Origin of the sequence: Bacillus sp. KICET-1 (assembly GCF_027721405.1) — a bacterium.
GTDB lineage: Bacteria > Bacillota > Bacilli > Bacillales > Bacillaceae > Bacillus > Bacillus velezensis.
Genome location: NZ_CP113515.1, coordinates 2,515,650 through 2,530,900, shown reverse-complemented (window position 1 = coordinate 2,530,900; position 15,251 = coordinate 2,515,650). Strand labels below are relative to the sequence as shown.

Here is a 15,251-nt window from a genome sequence, read left to right as displayed (position 1 = left end):
TTTCAGCTCCATTCTTCATTTTATAAACTTCTGATGACCCGTTTATAATCCGGAATATGATCTTGTGAAGAGGTCGGCACCGCCAGCAGCTTATCCACCTTGGAAATGGCCAGCAATGTATGATTTCTTTTCATATAGACTTCAATCTGATAGCTGATTTTCGCCACCGAGATCATACCGAGGGACTCACCGTGAAAGTCGGGATCGCATTCTTCAATGTGTCCCGTCATATAAATATCAAGCTCTTCATCTGCAAAACAATTTCCGTAATAATACGTCTCTCTTTCAAGCAAAAATAAATGCCGCGCGATTGAAACCGGAAAACCCGGCTTCGACCGGCGCGTCATCCATTCAAATTCCGCCGCATCCATTATCTTGCTGAATTTCGCAAACACCATGGCATGCCCCGGCGCAGCATCCTGATCAACAGGAACCCGATATGAAACGGGGTCTGCTGTTTTGAGATTGCCCGGCTTCATACCGAAGGCGTCCGTTCTGATTTTCTTTGACCGCATCAGCGCGTAAGGCGGCTTGGCTAGCTTAGAAAGTTCCGCAATGCATTCAGCCTTAGGCGCTGAGACTTTTCGGGTCGAACCTTCTGTTTGTGTGACGTCGACGACAATTAAACTATTGGCTTTCATAGAAGGAAACCGTCCCCGGTCCCACTCGCTTTTATCAGAGCTGACCGCTCCTTTCGGCCCGAACAAATAATCAGATTCTAATATGGTTTCTCCAAACCGGGAGATATCGACTCCGACGGAAACCTCGTCCCATAATCGGTACTGATCAAGAGGCTTATCTGAAGGAACTTTGAGATGTGTCATAAAATAAGCCGGATACAAAATCAGCCCTTGGTGATCGGCCATCTGATCAGGCCGGAATCCCGTTCCGTCCGTTAAATGGTGACTGTGTGCGTTGCCGAATAACAGCAGCAGCGCGTACTCATTCAAATTCCCTAACCCGACATGGCTCATCGTTAATTCATGATTTTCAATCAGCATGGTCTGTCCTCCGCAGAAAAAATGTAATGGCTGGTCATACTCAGCCTGTAATCGATACCAGCCTTTGCGCAAGAAGGCCGGCTGTTTCTTCCATGAGCTGTTTGCCGATCAGATCGACATGCCTGTTTCTCCAATTTTCAAGCGGGGTTCCTTTCACCCATTGATTAAACGCGCCGAGCGCAGGGCCGCAATGAATTTGGTAATCTATTTTACTTTCGCTTTTTCCTTCCAGAGCGAGCCTTGTCGTATGAGAAAAATACCATTTAAATACCATCGCCATTTTGTGTTTCGGATTCTGTTCGGCTTTGGCGATCTGCTCAGGAGATTTATCACGTTTCAACTGCTCATACACCTCTTCAAAACTGCGCTGGAAATACTTTTCTTCAATTAATGTTTTCGTTTTTTCATCTATTTCATCTAAAGAATTGTATTGTCTGTACAAGTCAAAGAGTTTATTGGCTCTTGCCGGGAAAAACAGGCCTTTTTTCAGCACCTGCACCCTTGCTCCCGCTTCAAACATATCTCCCGCGGGAGCGTATGACGTATCCTGCACGTTCGCTTCCTGAAGCAGATCTTTCACTGAATCACTTGTCCCGGCTTCGACCGTGCATTGATTAATAGAACCGGTTCCGATAAATTCGGCGCCGAGCAGAAACGCCGCAGCAGCCGCTTCCGGAGTGCCGATGCCCCCGGCTGCGCCGATTCTTACTTTTTTCGCATAACCGTGCTTCTCCATCATGCGGTCTCTGAGTCTGATCATGGCAGGCATTAATGTATACGGAATCCCTTGGTCGGTATGCCCTCCTGAATCCGCTTCAACGCAAATGTCATCAGCCATCGGAATTTCTTTGGCAAGCGCCGCTTCCCCGGCTGTCAGCCGATTATCAGACACAAGTCTTTCCAGCACATGAGCCGGAGCCGGACTTAGAAAGGCCTCAGCGACTTCAGGCCGGGATACTTTCGCGATGATTCTGTTTTGAACTGACACCGACCCGTCATGATTCCTGCTTAATCCCTTTGCCCTGTATATCACGAGAGCGGGGGTTATGCCCATAAATGCCGATGCTTCAATAAGATGAATGCCGTTTTTCAAATATAAATCTATCATTCTGACTTCCTTGTCAGATGACATCATATGATGAAGAAGATTCATTCCGAATGTTTCCCCTTGCCGCAGTGCAGACCGGATGGTTCCGATGGCCTGTCCGATCCGTTCGATACTCAATCCGCCCGTTCCGAAAAAGCCCAGCATTCCCGCTTTTGCCGCTTTAATGACCATCTGTTCCGAAGCAATTCCCCTGTACATGGAGCCCGTCATGTAAGCATATTGGATGTTATACTCTTTTTTAAAATCTTCGTTCCCTAATCTCATTCCCGCCGTTTTTTGCGAATCAGCTGCCGATGCTTTAACATCAGCAGTATCAGACTCTTCTTTCGGCATAGGTAATGGGACGGCATCTTTTTTAATCTGACGCGTCAGTTTTGTCAGCACTTCCCCGGGCCCGACTTCTGCAATTTCATTATTTTCAAGTCCCATCAGACGGCGTATCGTGTCCGTCCACTTTACCTGATTGGTCATTTGCAGAGTCAGATTTGTTTTGATTTCATCATTCTTATAAGGTGCGGCATGAAGATTTGAGATCACCGGAAAACGAAGAGGCAAAAACGCCGTTTCTTCTAAATAATCTGCAAACTCTTTTTCAGCATCTTTCATATAGCGGGAATGGAAGGCGCCGCTCACATTTAAAGGAAGGTACATTCTCACGCCGGCTTTTTCAAAGACGGGGCCCGCTTTTTCAATGTCTTGTTTCGTTCCGGCGATCACAATTTGCGAAGGTGAATTGTGGTTAGCGATATCAATGCCGGTCAGATGATAATCGGATAGAACCTCTTTTACTTGTTCAGCCGTAAACCCCAAAACCGCCGCCATGCCTCCGGGAGCTGCCTTGCTCATGAGCTCCCCTCTTTTTTTAACAAGCTGCAAACCGGTCTCAAAATCAAAGCAGCCGGCCGCAAATAACGCATTATATTCTCCTAAACTGTGCCCTGCGGCGTAATCAGGCTCTCTGCCGGACTCTTTCATTTTCTTTAAATAACTGAGTGCACTCACCGTATATAACGCCGGCTGGGTAAATTGCGTTTTCCCCAGCTGGTGATTCGGATCCTCCAGACACAATTCTTCTATAGAGTAGCCTAATATGTCATCAGCCTGACGTGTCAGATCTTGAAATTCATCAAACAGTCCGGCTCCCATTCCTTTAAATTGAGAACCCTGCCCCGGGAACACAAACGTAAGCATCTTATCCTCATCCTTTCCGCATCGCCAATTTTGCACATCACATGTGGTTCTCCATACAAAAACGTCTCTTATTTTCATATATTGACTGGTGTAAACACCGGCATAAAAATAAAAACACAAACGCGTTTGCGATTCAGCACAGGTTTAAAAATCGCAAACGCATTGTGTTTTCCTTTTCTAACATAATTTATATTAAAACATATTGCTTGTTTACTGAATGTTTCTCATGACAAGCTGCAGTGCCAATATGCCCGAAAACAGCGATGACGGCACACTTCTCCCTTATCATGTATATGTAGATATATACACTACAATCATTTTTATAATCCCTATTTCCTCTTCAACGTGCCGAAACAGCGATTGAAATTTAATAGGTGCTTTACATCAATTTAATAAATTTAACAAATAGTTGCTATTTAAAGAGAATAATATCAATTTATAGATAATAATGTCAAGGCTTTATTTCGTTATTTTCTGACATTTATTCCACAGTTTTATGTTCGGTGGACAGTCAGCATAATTGTTTCGGGATAAATGTCAGATAATTCCCTGAACCCTTTTCATGTCAAAGAAAATTCATCGCTTCTCTGTCAATTGGGTCTATACTTATTTTTCATTTTCATATATTATGTAAAAAAAAGACGAATTAGAAAAATTTTTAATCACTTTAAATACTATCCATTAAATACTTTCTTTGTATAATAATTTCTTATTATTCTAAGGAGGATCCAGTCATGAAATGGTACGCACTTTTTGTAGAGTCCGGAAAAGAAGAAGCAGTTCAAAAATTTCTGGGTCTGCAGTTTGATGAGCAGGCTCTCTACTCAATCATACCCAAGAAAAAAGTCACAGAACGAAAAGCCGGAATCAAATACGAGGCACTCAAAAAGATGTTTCCGGGATATGTGCTGTTTAAAACGAAGATGACAGAGCGGACATTTCATAAAATCAAAGAACTCCCCATTTCATGCAGAATCGTGAATAACGGCGCATATTATTCCAAAGAGCGTAAAACCTATTTCACGACAATTAAGGATGAAGAAATCCTCCCTATTATCAGGCTGATCGGAGAAGGAGACACTGTAGATTATTCAAAAGTCTATATTGAAAATTCAAAAGTAACCGTTGCCTCAGGGCCTCTTAAAGGAATGGAAGGCATTATTAAAAAGATCGATAAAAGGAAAAGACGCGCCAAAATCTGCCTGTCTTTTATGGGACTGGACAAAATGGTCAACGTCGGAATTGAAGTGCTCTCCAAACCCTAGCATGTCAAAAAAAGCATCAACAGCATGTGCCGTTGATGCCCTTTTTATATAAACAAACGAAAGCCCGCCATCAAAATAATCCCGCTCACCACCGTCACGGTCAGACTTTTTGTTTTCAAGGCATAGTTGACCTGAAGCCGGGCTGCGCCCATGAGGCAACATCACATTTAGGGGAAGAATACATTTTAATCAAAAGCGGTGAATTGACGGTTGAGCTTTATGACGAAAAGCATGTGCTGACTTCGGGCGACGCCGCACAGTTATTTTAATTCCTCGGATGAACCGGTGACATATTTTATGCTGGTCTATTATGATGAACCGGCTTAAACGCATATCAGGCTTCTTCAGACAGAAGCCTGATGGACCGCAACCCATTCTTGTATGCATTGAATCAGTTTCTGGACAGAAGGTGTCTGCGTCTCCTTTGCATGAGCTGTCAAAATGCCGAGCTGCCTGGAGACATACCGGTCGAACCGTTTGATGAGCACATCACAATCATTCACCAAAAGCTGCGGCAAGATGCTGATCCCCAGATTGTTCCGCACCATTGCAATAATCGCTTCATCCCCTCTGATTTGATAAGCGACCCGCGGCGTGATCTTTTCTTCCTTCAGCACTTTCAGCACATCAAAATGTGTCTCCGGATAAGGCACGATACATTTGACGGACTCCATGACATGTAACGGAACCGTTTCACATTGCGCCAACTCATGCTGCGGGCTCATCACCGCTACAATCGGGTCCTCTGCCAACGGGTAAAAATACCACTTCTCGCTGTGGGATGTCCCGATCGCCGCATCAATCCGGTCATCTTTCAGCCATTCTTCCAGTTCAGTAGAATTTCCTTCAAACAAATGCACCTTAATGGAAGGATACAGCTCATTAAATTCCCTCAAAATTTTCGGCAGCCATTTTACAGCCACGCTCGTAACAGTGCCGAGCCGGACTTCCCCTCTTTCTAACCCATTAATATTATCAACGGTTTCAGACAGTTTTTCATAGTTTTTTTGAATTTCCTTCATAATATGTAACACTTTCAAGCCATTTGCGGTCGGCCTCACTCCATGCCGCTGTCTGATCAAAAGCGGAAAACCGTACTCTTCCTCTAATTTACTGATCATTTGGCTGATGTTCGGCTGTGTGTAATTCAATATGGCAGCGGCTTGGGTCAGGCTGCCGCTTTCAACCGTTTTAATAAAGGCTAAATGCTTCTTTAAATCCAACCGGCTTCATCTCCCGGATATCATTCTTTATTATCCAATGCATTAGTTATATTTAGTTTACTTATACATCACTCAAAAATAAAATGGCAATGTCTCCATCATTATACTTGATAACAAACAGAAGGTGAGCGTTTCAGCATGAGTTTTCTCATTCAATTTTTTATCGGCGGCACTGTTATGGCGGCCGCCGCGTATTTAAGCAAATCGAAATACTTATTTTTATCAGGCGTTATTACATTGCTTCCGATCATGACGTTACTGAATATTCACTTGCAGCTGAAAAATATGAGCCCCGACGATTTCAGAGCCGCTCAAAAAAACGGAATATTCGGTGCCTTCGGCGCGGTGATCTTCATCAGCAGTATTTTCATTCTGACAAACTGGTTCAAAGGAGGCCACGCAGTCATCGGTGCGTTTCTCATCTATATTTGCTATATGATCGGCTGTAAATGCCTGTTATGAAGATACGGCACCGATGTGTATAAAAAAATGCACTTCCAGAACAATAATAACAATGCACTCAGTCGTGAGCAGTTTATATGACTGAATGATCATGAATTGTTATAATCAATGTCTAAAACATTCCGGGAGGCGAAATAAATGGCCAGAAAATTATTCACACCATGGACCGTTAAAGATGTAACGATCAAAAACCGTATTGTTATGGCACCGATGTGCATGTATTCCTCACATGAGAAGGACGGAAAACTGCAGCCTTTTCATATGGCGCACTACATATCGCGTGCAATCGGACAGGTCGGCCTGATTATCGTGGAAGCGACAGCCGTTAATCCGCAGGGGCGCATTTCCGATCAGGATTTGGGCATTTGGAGCGATGATCATATCGAAGGTTTTGCCAAACTGACGGAACAAGTGAAAGCGCAAGGATCTAAAATCGGCATTCAGCTTGCACACGCCGGACGTAAAGCTGAGCTTGAGGGAGACATTTACGCTCCGTCAGCCATTCCGTTCGATGAGCAGTCCAAAACACCGGCTGAAATGACGACAGAACAAATTAAAGAAACCATTCAGGAATTCAAACAGGCAGCGGCGCGCGCGAAAGAAGCGGGCTTTGACATTATTGAACTTCATGCGGCACACGGCTACTTAATGCACGAATTTTTGTCCCCTCTGTCCAATCACCGTACAGACGAATACGGAGGCTCACATGAAAATCGCTACCGCTTCTTAGGCGAGACCATTGAAGCCGTCAAGGAAGTCTGGGACGGCCCGTTATTTGTCCGTATTTCTGCATCGGATTATACAGACAAAGGGCTGGACATTGCGGATCATATCGGTTTTGCGAAGTGGATGAAAGAACAGGGAGTCGACCTCATTGATTGCAGCTCAGGCGCACTCGTTCAAGCTGATATTAACGTCTTCCCAGGCTACCAAGTGAGCTTTGCGGAGAAAATCCGTGAACAGGCCGAAATCGCAACAGGCGCCGTCGGTTTGATAACGACGGGAACAATGGCGGAAGAAATTCTGCAAAACAACCGCGCTGACCTTATTTTTGTCGCGAGAGAACTTCTGCGCGATCCGCATTTTGCAAGGAGTGCAGCGAAGCAGCTGAATACTGAAATACCGTCACCGGTTCAATACGACAGAGCATGGTGATGAAGTGACAGCCGGAGTTTTTCGATCCGGCTGTCTCTTTTTTTATTTTTTGAGAAACGATTGCCGAAGCTTCTCCGTCTTCCCTATAGAACCAATTAGAGGGGATGACTCCAATGAAAGCAGCATGGATGGAAAGGACATATCTGATTGACGGGTGTCCGTTTTATACGAAACACCGTAAAGGCGCCGGCGAAGTGACGATCGTCTTTGAAGCCGGCTACGGCACTTCTTCTGAAACATGGACATCATTACTCGCTGACATAGATGAAGAATTTGGGGTTTTCACATATGACAGAGCCGGAATCGGCAAAAGCGGACAAAGCCGAAACAAGAGAACGGCGGACCACATGGTACAGGAATTAAACGCTCTTCTTCTGAAGGCCGGCGTCAAGCCTCCTTATCTTGTCGTCTCGCATTCATACGGCGCGATTATCAGCAGACTTTGGGCGAGCCGGAACCGCCGGGATATTCTCGGGATGGTGATGCTTGATCCGGTTTCTGAGGATCAGGAGACGAAAGTGCTTCCGCTTCTTCCCGAAGAAATGAAAGCCGCCTATTTGAAACAGTTCATATTGGAAGGATCACACGCGGAATTTTTGACGAGCCTTCGTCAGATCAAGCATCAGCAGATTCATTTCGGCGATATGCCGCTGTTGATTTTATCATCGGGAGAGCGGGATGAGCACTTAAAGCACGCTCATGAACAATGGGTGAAACTGCACAGAAGCATGCTTGATGTCTCTTATCAAAGCGGATGGATTCAGGCCAAAAACAGTTCTCATGCCATTCACCACGATGAACCGCACATCGTCCACCTTGCCATTTATGATGTTTGGTGCGCGGTGCGCCAGCAAATGAATGCTCCTGCCTATCAGGCGGTAAACTGATAAAACAAAAGCCATTGTGCAACGGCACAATGGCTTTTGTTATCGTGATCTATTTTGTCTCACGATGCAACGTATACTTTTTCAACCGGGGTGAATACTTTTTCATTTCTAACCGGTCCGGATTCGTCCGTTTGTTCTTCGTCGTAATATAATTTCTGTCCCCTGTCTCTGCACAGGCCAATGTAACATTCACACGCATCATTTTCACCCCTTATACAAATCGTAATTATTTCGTTTTATTATATCTCATCAGAAAAAAATGTCAAGCGTCCATTTTTTAAGACCGCTCCACAGTGACCTCCATGAAGTCAAATGCGATCTTACTGTTTTCAAATACCGCTTTCGCCTCATGTTCGAGACGCTCTATCGGCGATTCACCCTGATACCTTGCGCTGATATGAGTTAAAATCAGCTGTTTGGCGCCTGCTTTTTTTGCCGTTTGCGCAGCCTGTTCTGTCGTTGCGTGATAATAATTATGTGCGAGCTTTGCATCTTCCTTGGCAAACGTCGCTTCATGAACAAGCACATCCGCATTGCGCGCCAGCTCCGTTACCCGCTCTGATGCCCTCGTATCCCCGGAAAAAGCGACGATTCTCCCTTTTTTCGGCGGTTCCAAAAAATCCCGCCCGTTAATGATTCTGCCATCGTCAAGTGTGACCGTTTCGCCTTTTTTGATTTTCTGATAGACGGGTCCGGGCGGGATATTCATTTCTTTCAATCTGCCGGCCTGCAACGCGCCGGGAATATCCTTTTCCTGAACCCGGTAGCCGAACGCTTCCACGCCGTGAATGACGGATGCTGCGGTAACAATGAATTGCTCATCTTCAAAAACCGTCCCCTCTTCGATTTCATGTACGGTAAGAGGATACGTCAGATGAGTCGCCGTCACGTGCAGGCTTGTTTCGATAAAGGCTTTAATGCCTTTTGGCCCGTAAATCGTCAGCTCTTCTTCACCGCCCTGAAATGAACGGCTCCCCAACAGACCCGGAAGACCGTAAACATGGTCGCCGTGAAGGTGGGTGATGAAAATCTTCTCAATTTTCCTCGGTTTGATTGTTGTATGTAATATCTGATGCTGAGTGGCTTCTCCGCAATCAAACAGCCATACGGAACGCCTTTCTTCAAGAAGCTTCAGCGCGACGGACGTTACGTTTCTCGTCTTTGCCGGCATGCCGGCCCCCGTCCCTAAAAATAATAATTCCACAATGCTTCCTCCTAGATCTTTGTACTACTAAGGATACAGGATCAAGCTGAAAATGTGAATTCGCCAGGGGCGCCCCCGGCATGATTAATTTTTTTCCGCAAACCGCAAAAAACAGGCTGAAATGTTTGCTTTCAATGAATTTTAGATTTAAAATGAAGGAAATATGCGGGGTTTTAAACCATGCTTCAGATAAAGTGAGGTACTCTAAGTGAAAACAAACGACAAACCAAAAGCAGTAATTGTAATATTTGGTGCCACAGGGGATTTGGCAAAACGAAAACTTTACCCATCCATTCATCGTTTATATAAAAATGGTCAAATTGGTGAAGAGTTTGCAGTTGTAGGTGTTGGAAGAAGACCTTGGTCAAACGAGGACCTCCGGGAAACCGTTAAAACGTCTGTTTCTTCGGCTGGGCAAAAAGACACAGACGATTTCACGTCTCATTTTTATTACCATCCGTTTGATGTAACGAATCCGGGTTCCTATCAGGAGCTGAATGTCCTGCTTGACCGGCTTGAGCATACATATGAAATCCCGAACAACAGAATGTTTTACTTGGCGATGGCCCCTGAATTTTTCGGCACTATCGCAAAATCGCTTAAAAACGAAGGTGTCACGGCGACAAAAGGCTGGTCCCGTCTCGTAATTGAAAAACCGTTCGGCCACGACCTGCCGAGTGCGAAAGAGCTTAACAAAGAAATACGCGAAGCGTTCACAGAAGATCAAATTTATCGGATCGACCATTACTTAGGCAAGCAAATGGTTCAAAACATCGAAGTCATCCGGTTTGCGAATGCACTGTTTGAGCCGCTGTGGAATAACCGCTACATCTCAAACATCCAGATTACGTCAAGTGAAGATCTCGGCGTTGAGGACCGTGCGAGATATTATGAGAAATCAGGCGCACTCCGCGATATGGTTCAGAATCATATTTTACAAATGGTCGCTCTTTTGGCGATGGAACCGCCGATTAAACTGAACACGGAAGAAATCCGCAGCGAAAAAGTGAAGGTGCTGAGAGCGCTACGCCCTGTCGCTCAAAACGAAGTGAATGATTACTTCGTCCGCGGACAATACCAAGCCGGAACGATCGACGGCACCCCTGTAGCGAGTTATACGGATGAGCATAACGTAGCGCCGGATTCCAATACGGAAACATTCGTGTCCGGTAAGCTGTTAATCGATAACTTCCGCTGGGCCGGCGTTCCGTTTTATATCCGCACAGGAAAACGGATGAAAGAAAAATCAACGAAAATTGTCGTTCAATTTAAAGACATTCCGATGAACCTTTATTACGGCAATGAAACGAATGTAAATCCGAACCTGCTTGTCATCCACATTCAGCCGGATGAAGGCATCACTTTATATCTGAACGCTAAAAAATTAGGCGGAGCCGCACACGCTCAGCCGATTAAGCTGGATTACTGCAGCAACTGCAGTGATGAAATGAACACACCGGAAGCCTATGAAAAATTAATTCACGACTGTCTGCTCGGCGATGCGACGAACTTCGCCCATTGGGATGAAGTAGCGCTTTCCTGGAATTTCGTCGATGCGATTTCCGAAACATGGGCTGCCGACAAAACCCTTTCTCCGAATTATGAAGCCGGATCAATGGGACCGAAGGCTTCGGATGACCTCTTGGAAAAAGACGGCCTTCACTGGTGGAATATATAATAATCAAAAAACCGCGGCGCCGTTCATTACGGCCCGCGGTTTTTACATATCAGAAAAGCCCCCGCAATAATTGCGGGGGCTTTTTCATTACTTCATCCATTCAGTATGGAAAATGCCTTCTTTATCCGTGCGTTCATACGTATGCGCGCCGAAGTAGTCACGCTGCGCTTGAATTAAGTTTGCAGGAAGCACTGCCGTACGGTAGCTGTCGTAATACGCAAGTGCGCTTGAGAACGAAGGTACCGGCACGCCTTGGGCTACCGCAAGTGAAATGACTTGGCGAAGAGCGCCTTGGTAGCTTTCTGCGATATTTTTGAAATAGCTGTCAAGAAGCAAGTTGTCAAGCTCCGGCTCACGGTCATACGCATCTTTGATCTTTTGCAGGAACGCCGCGCGGATGATACAGCCGCCGCGGAAGATCATAGCGATCTCACCGTATTTCAGATCCCAGTTATATTCTTCTGACGCGGCTTTCATTTGGGCGAAGCCTTGTGCGTAAGAACAGATTTTACTCATGAAGAGCGCTTTTCTGACCGCTTCAATCAGCTCTTCTTTATTTTCAGTAACCGGCTTAACGTCAGGTCCTGACAGAAGGCCGCTCGCTTTCACACGCTCATCTTTCATTGCGGAAATGAAACGCGCAAACACAGATTCAGTGATAATCGGAAGCGGTACGCCTAGGTCAAGAGCGCTTTGGCTTGTCCATTTACCCGTTCCTTTTTGGCCTGCTTTATCAAGGATGACATCAACAAGCGGTTTGCCTGTTTCTTCATCTTTTTTGGTGAAAATGTCAGCCGTGATTTCGATCAGATAGCTGTCAAGTTCCCCTTTGTTCCACTCAGCGAATACTTCGTGAAGCTCTTCGGCAGACAGTCCGAGCACCTGTTTCAGAATGAAGTAAGACTCAGAGATCAGCTGCATGTCACCGTATTCGATACCGTTGTGCACCATTTTCACATAGTGTCCCGCTCCGTCCGGGCCGATGTATGTCGTACAAGCTTCTCCGTCCACTTTAGCAGAAATGGCTTCTAAAATCGGTTTCACAAGTTCGTGCGCTTCCTTTTGGCCGCCCGGCATAATAGAAGGCCCTTTCAGCGCTCCCTCTTCACCGCCTGATACACCCGTTCCGATAAAGTGAATGCCGCTTTCGGCAAGCTCTTTGTTCCGGCGCTGTGTATCTTTATAGTATGTATTTCCGCCGTCAATCAAAATATCGTCTTTTTCCAGATGAGGAAGAAGAGATTGAATCGTCGCATCCGTTGCAGTTCCCGCTTTAACCATTAATAGAATTTTGCGGGGCGTTTCAAGAGACTGGACAAACTCCTCAATGCTGTATGTACCGACAACATTTTTGCCTTTTGCCTCTTCTAAAAACTCTTCCGTTTTGCTGCTTGATCTGTTGTACACAGACACAGAAAATCCCCGGCTTTCGATGTTAAGAGCCAGATTTTTACCCATTACCGCAAGACCGATAACTCCGATTTGTTGTTTTGACATATTCTAACGTCCCTTCTTCAAACGTTTAACCATTTTAAAATTTAAATTAAAATAAAATGATATTTATACTAAAGAAATTATCATAGATAACCCCTTTTTTCAAGTTATTCAGCTTTTCTTTTCATCCTGAAAAAAGTCTCTGTTAAAGCTCGTTCCCTTTGTTTTGCTTTCTTCTTTTTTCATAACGGCGCCTTTTCTGATCAGGTTTCGGCCGTACTTTTCATTCAGCTGATTCATCATCTGAAAAATCGGCTCGTCCTTTGCATCCTCCTTGAACGAAAACAGATCAAGCTGTTTATACGCCTGCTGTTTTTCAACCAGTTCCGTTCCGGTGATGCCGAGAAGCCTTACTGGATTTTGGTTCCAATGTTTGTCAAACAGCTCCATTGCCGCTTCCATGATGTCTTTTTTCTGATCAACCGGATTGCTGAGGGTCATGCTTCTTGTGACCGTTTTCCAATCCGCATAACGGATCATGATGAACAGCCGGCAGGCCATGACCTCCTTACGCTGGAGCCGTTCGCTTACAGAAAGCGCGAGACGGTCAAACACGCCGGTTAATTCGTCCCAGTCAGCCGAATCATGCGACAGGGTGGATGAGTTGCCGACGCTTTTAAATTCATAAATCCGCTCGGGATCGACTTCTGCATGGTGGATGCCGTTCGCTTTATCCTTCAGTCTCGGGCCGTTTATACCGAGCAGCGTCTTCAGCGCATGCTCATCTCCTTTTGCCAGATCACCGATCGTTTTGATGCCGAGCGTTTTTATTTTTTCCGCAGTTTTCGTTCCTATACCGTGCATCTCTTCTATCGGAAGAGGCCATAAGACGTCCGGCAGCTCTCTTTTTCTTAAAATGGTGATGCCGAGCGGTTTTTTCATGTCAGACGCCATTTTAGCGAGAAATTTATTCGGGGCGATGCCGATGCTTGACGGAAGCAAAAGCTCTTTTTGCAGTCTCGCCTGAATGTCTTCGGCTGTCTCATACGCCCTGTGTCGGTGCGGTGTGTCCGTAATATCCATGTATCCTTCATCAATAGAAACAGGCTCGACTAAATCCGTATACTCCCTCAGAATGCTGAACATTTCTTTTGACGAACTCCGATAGCGGTCAAAATTCGGAGGCACGACGATGAGTTCCGGACAGAGGCGTTTTGCCCGCCACACCGGCATGGTGGTCTTTACGCCCCGCGCTCTCGCTTCGTAGCTGCAGGTGACGATGATTCCTTTCCGTTCCTTCACGTTTCCGGCAACGGCGATAGGTTTTCCTCTTAAAGACGGATCATACGCCATTTCTACGGAGGCATAAAAACTGTTCATATCGATATGAAATATAATTCTCCCTTTTCCGGCCACTCCCGGCGCCTCCTTTCCTTTCATAGACAACCTTATATATATGTAGTAAAATAAGAGCTGAATGGATGTGATAAAATGATTCTTGAGTCAATGAATGACTTTTTATTTTTAGTCGATTTTTTCACAATTATTCTTCCCGCTCTGACCGCGATCGGCATCGCTTTTCTTTTGCGTGAGCGCCGCGCAGGCGAGCATTGGAGAACGAAACGAATAGATGAACATCAAGCAGTCGTTCAGCTGAACCGAACAGACTTTCTTATTATTATATATCATCGCATTACAACTTGGATACGTAAAGTCATCCGCATGAATTCACCGGCGAATGATGATGAAGATGTCAGCTTCCTCCTTTTATAACGGCAAGTGAAGATAAAAAGGAGGAGACATAATTGTCTAAAACATATCAAAAATGGATTGCATTCGGATTGTTTTTTATCGTACTGTGCACAGGCCGCTCGGCTTTTGCCGCGACATCTCAGACTCAGACGGGAGGCCTCGGGAATATCGGTTTTTTCCACGATTACCTGATCGAGCCGTTTTCGGCACTTTTAAAAGGGGTGGCGGGCCTGTTCCACGGTGAGTACGGACTGTCGATTATTCTGGTGACGATTATCGTCCGGATCGTTGTATTGCCTTTGTTTGTGAACCAATTTAAGAAACAGCGGATGTTCCAGGAAAAAATGGCTGTGATCAAACCGCAGGTCGACAGCATCCAGGATAAAATAAAACAAACGAAAGATGCGGAAAAACAAAAAGAACTGCAAATGGAAATGATGAAGCTTTACCGTGAGCACAATCTGAATCCGATGGCAATGGGATGTCTTCCGATGCTGGTGCAATTCCCGATTTTGATCGGTTTTTATTACGCCATCCGCTCAACGCCGGAAATCGCTTCACACTCATTTCTGTGGTTCAGCCTAGGGCACTCTGATATGCTTGTATCCCTGTGCGCGGGGGCCATGTATTTCTTACAGGCTTATGTTTCCCAAAAACTAAACGAGAAATATTCACCGGCCGCTCAAAACCCGGCCGCGATGCAGTCAGCAAAAATCATGGTCTTTATTTTCCCTGTCATGATGACTGTTTTTTCACTTAACGTTCCGGCTGCGCTTCCGCTTTACTGGTTTACAAGCGGACTGTTTTTGACAGTGCAAAACGTACTTTTACAGCAGACGCATCATAAAAAGAAACAAGCTGCGGCTCAAGCGGAGCCCGTAAAGTCATAAT

The 15,251-nt window shown here is 45.4% G+C and carries 15 protein-coding genes; 8 read left to right on the top strand and 7 right to left on the bottom strand.

The genetic code is table 11. From position 1 onward, the window contains the following. Positions 1-20: 20 nt before the first annotated feature. Positions 21-1,001: an LnmK family bifunctional acyltransferase/decarboxylase gene (locus tag OVA33_RS13145; RefSeq protein WP_014418317.1), complete on the bottom strand. Its 981-nt coding sequence runs from the start codon at positions 999-1,001 to the stop codon at positions 21-23. 40 nt (positions 1,002-1,041) lie between these two features. Further along, positions 1,042-3,300 (bottom strand): ACP S-malonyltransferase, encoded by a 2,259-nt coding sequence (gene fabD / locus OVA33_RS13140; protein WP_128974104.1) that lies wholly within the window; start codon positions 3,298-3,300, stop codon positions 1,042-1,044. A 734-nt stretch (positions 3,301-4,034) separates the two neighbouring features. Here fabD and loaP point away from each other — a divergent pair. Then, positions 4,035-4,565: an antiterminator LoaP gene (gene loaP / locus OVA33_RS13135; protein WP_025649872.1), complete on the top strand. Its 531-nt coding sequence runs from the start codon at positions 4,035-4,037 to the stop codon at positions 4,563-4,565. A gap of 35 nt (positions 4,566-4,600) precedes the next feature. Next, on the top strand, positions 4,601-4,834 hold the full coding sequence (locus tag OVA33_RS13130) for a cupin domain-containing protein (protein WP_025649871.1): 234 nt from the start codon (positions 4,601-4,603) through the stop codon (positions 4,832-4,834). A gap of 75 nt (positions 4,835-4,909) precedes the next feature. Here OVA33_RS13130 and OVA33_RS13125 read toward each other — a convergent pair whose 3' ends face one another. Beyond that, positions 4,910-5,788, bottom strand: coding sequence for a LysR family transcriptional regulator (locus OVA33_RS13125; RefSeq protein ID WP_022552993.1), 879 nt, complete (start codon positions 5,786-5,788; stop codon positions 4,910-4,912). Between the two features lie 138 nt (positions 5,789-5,926). On the opposite strand from OVA33_RS13125, the gene OVA33_RS13120 reads away from it, so the two are divergent. The 3 genes from OVA33_RS13120 (at position 5,927) to OVA33_RS13110 (ending at position 8,292) form a co-directional block, all read left to right on the top strand. Next, positions 5,927-6,250 carry a GlpM family protein gene (locus OVA33_RS13120; RefSeq protein ID WP_021494284.1) on the top strand — a complete coding sequence of 108 codons (324 nt, stop codon included), beginning with the start codon at positions 5,927-5,929 and terminating at the stop codon, positions 6,248-6,250. A 138-nt stretch (positions 6,251-6,388) separates the two neighbouring features. Beyond that, on the top strand, positions 6,389-7,405 hold the full coding sequence (namA, locus tag OVA33_RS13115) for an NADPH dehydrogenase NamA (protein WP_003153250.1): 1,017 nt from the start codon (positions 6,389-6,391) through the stop codon (positions 7,403-7,405). Between the two features lie 113 nt (positions 7,406-7,518). Next, positions 7,519-8,292: an alpha/beta fold hydrolase gene (locus OVA33_RS13110; protein WP_014418323.1), complete on the top strand. Its 774-nt coding sequence runs from the start codon at positions 7,519-7,521 to the stop codon at positions 8,290-8,292. Between the two features lie 49 nt (positions 8,293-8,341). On the opposite strand, the gene rpmG is transcribed toward OVA33_RS13110, so the two are convergent. After that, a complete protein-coding gene (rpmG, locus tag OVA33_RS13105) occupies positions 8,342-8,491 on the bottom strand; it encodes a 50S ribosomal protein L33 (RefSeq protein ID WP_025649869.1) in 150 nt (49 codons plus the stop codon). 78 nt (positions 8,492-8,569) lie between these two features. Beyond that, complete coding sequence (rnz, locus tag OVA33_RS13100) at positions 8,570-9,496, bottom strand: ribonuclease Z (RefSeq protein ID WP_017418101.1); 927 nt, start codon at positions 9,494-9,496, stop codon at positions 8,570-8,572. Between the two features lie 208 nt (positions 9,497-9,704). Between rnz and zwf the strand changes: the two genes are divergently transcribed. After that, positions 9,705-11,174 (top strand): glucose-6-phosphate dehydrogenase, encoded by a 1,470-nt coding sequence (zwf, locus tag OVA33_RS13095; protein ID WP_013352785.1) that lies wholly within the window; start codon positions 9,705-9,707, stop codon positions 11,172-11,174. A gap of 87 nt (positions 11,175-11,261) precedes the next feature. Here zwf and gndA read toward each other — a convergent pair whose 3' ends face one another. Together gndA and OVA33_RS13085 are read right to left on the bottom strand one after the other, a co-directional pair. Then, positions 11,262-12,671 (bottom strand): NADP-dependent phosphogluconate dehydrogenase, encoded by a 1,410-nt coding sequence (gene gndA / locus OVA33_RS13090; RefSeq protein ID WP_013352786.1) that lies wholly within the window; start codon positions 12,669-12,671, stop codon positions 11,262-11,264. Positions 12,672-12,779: 108 nt separating this feature from the next. Then, positions 12,780-14,024, bottom strand: a complete 1,245-nt coding sequence (locus tag OVA33_RS13085) for a DNA polymerase IV (RefSeq protein ID WP_063636700.1) — start codon at positions 14,022-14,024, stop codon at positions 12,780-12,782. A 75-nt stretch (positions 14,025-14,099) separates the two neighbouring features. On the opposite strand from OVA33_RS13085, the gene OVA33_RS13080 reads away from it, so the two are divergent. Next, on the top strand, positions 14,100-14,381 hold the full coding sequence (locus tag OVA33_RS13080) for a hypothetical protein (protein WP_003153239.1): 282 nt from the start codon (positions 14,100-14,102) through the stop codon (positions 14,379-14,381). A 32-nt stretch (positions 14,382-14,413) separates the two neighbouring features. Continuing rightward, entirely contained in the window at positions 14,414-15,250 is an 837-nt protein-coding gene (locus OVA33_RS13075; protein ID WP_128974105.1) for a membrane protein insertase YidC, read from the top strand. Position 15,251: the final 1 nt, after the last annotated feature.

What these genes read in the sequence shown, in the direction of transcription:
- OVA33_RS13145 (WP_014418317.1), bottom strand. Translation starts at nt 1,001, where the DNA reads ATGCTGATTGAAAATCATGAATTAACGATGAGCCATGTCGGGTTAGGG.
- fabD (WP_128974104.1), bottom strand. Translation starts at nt 3,300, where the DNA reads ATGCTTACGTTTGTGTTCCCGGGGCAGGGTTCTCAATTTAAAGGAATG.
- loaP (WP_025649872.1), top strand. Translation starts at nt 4,035, where the DNA reads ATGAAATGGTACGCACTTTTTGTAGAGTCCGGAAAAGAAGAAGCAGTT.
- OVA33_RS13130 (WP_025649871.1), top strand. Translation starts at nt 4,601, where the DNA reads ATGCCCTTTTTATATAAACAAACGAAAGCCCGCCATCAAAATAATCCC.
- OVA33_RS13120 (WP_021494284.1), top strand. Translation starts at nt 5,927, where the DNA reads ATGAGTTTTCTCATTCAATTTTTTATCGGCGGCACTGTTATGGCGGCC.
- namA (WP_003153250.1), top strand. Translation starts at nt 6,389, where the DNA reads ATGGCCAGAAAATTATTCACACCATGGACCGTTAAAGATGTAACGATC.
- OVA33_RS13110 (WP_014418323.1), top strand. Translation starts at nt 7,519, where the DNA reads ATGAAAGCAGCATGGATGGAAAGGACATATCTGATTGACGGGTGTCCG.
- rpmG (WP_025649869.1), bottom strand. Translation starts at nt 8,491, where the DNA reads ATGCGTGTGAATGTTACATTGGCCTGTGCAGAGACAGGGGACAGAAAT.
- gndA (WP_013352786.1), bottom strand. Translation starts at nt 12,671, where the DNA reads ATGTCAAAACAACAAATCGGAGTTATCGGTCTTGCGGTAATGGGTAAA.
- OVA33_RS13080 (WP_003153239.1), top strand. Translation starts at nt 14,100, where the DNA reads ATGATTCTTGAGTCAATGAATGACTTTTTATTTTTAGTCGATTTTTTC.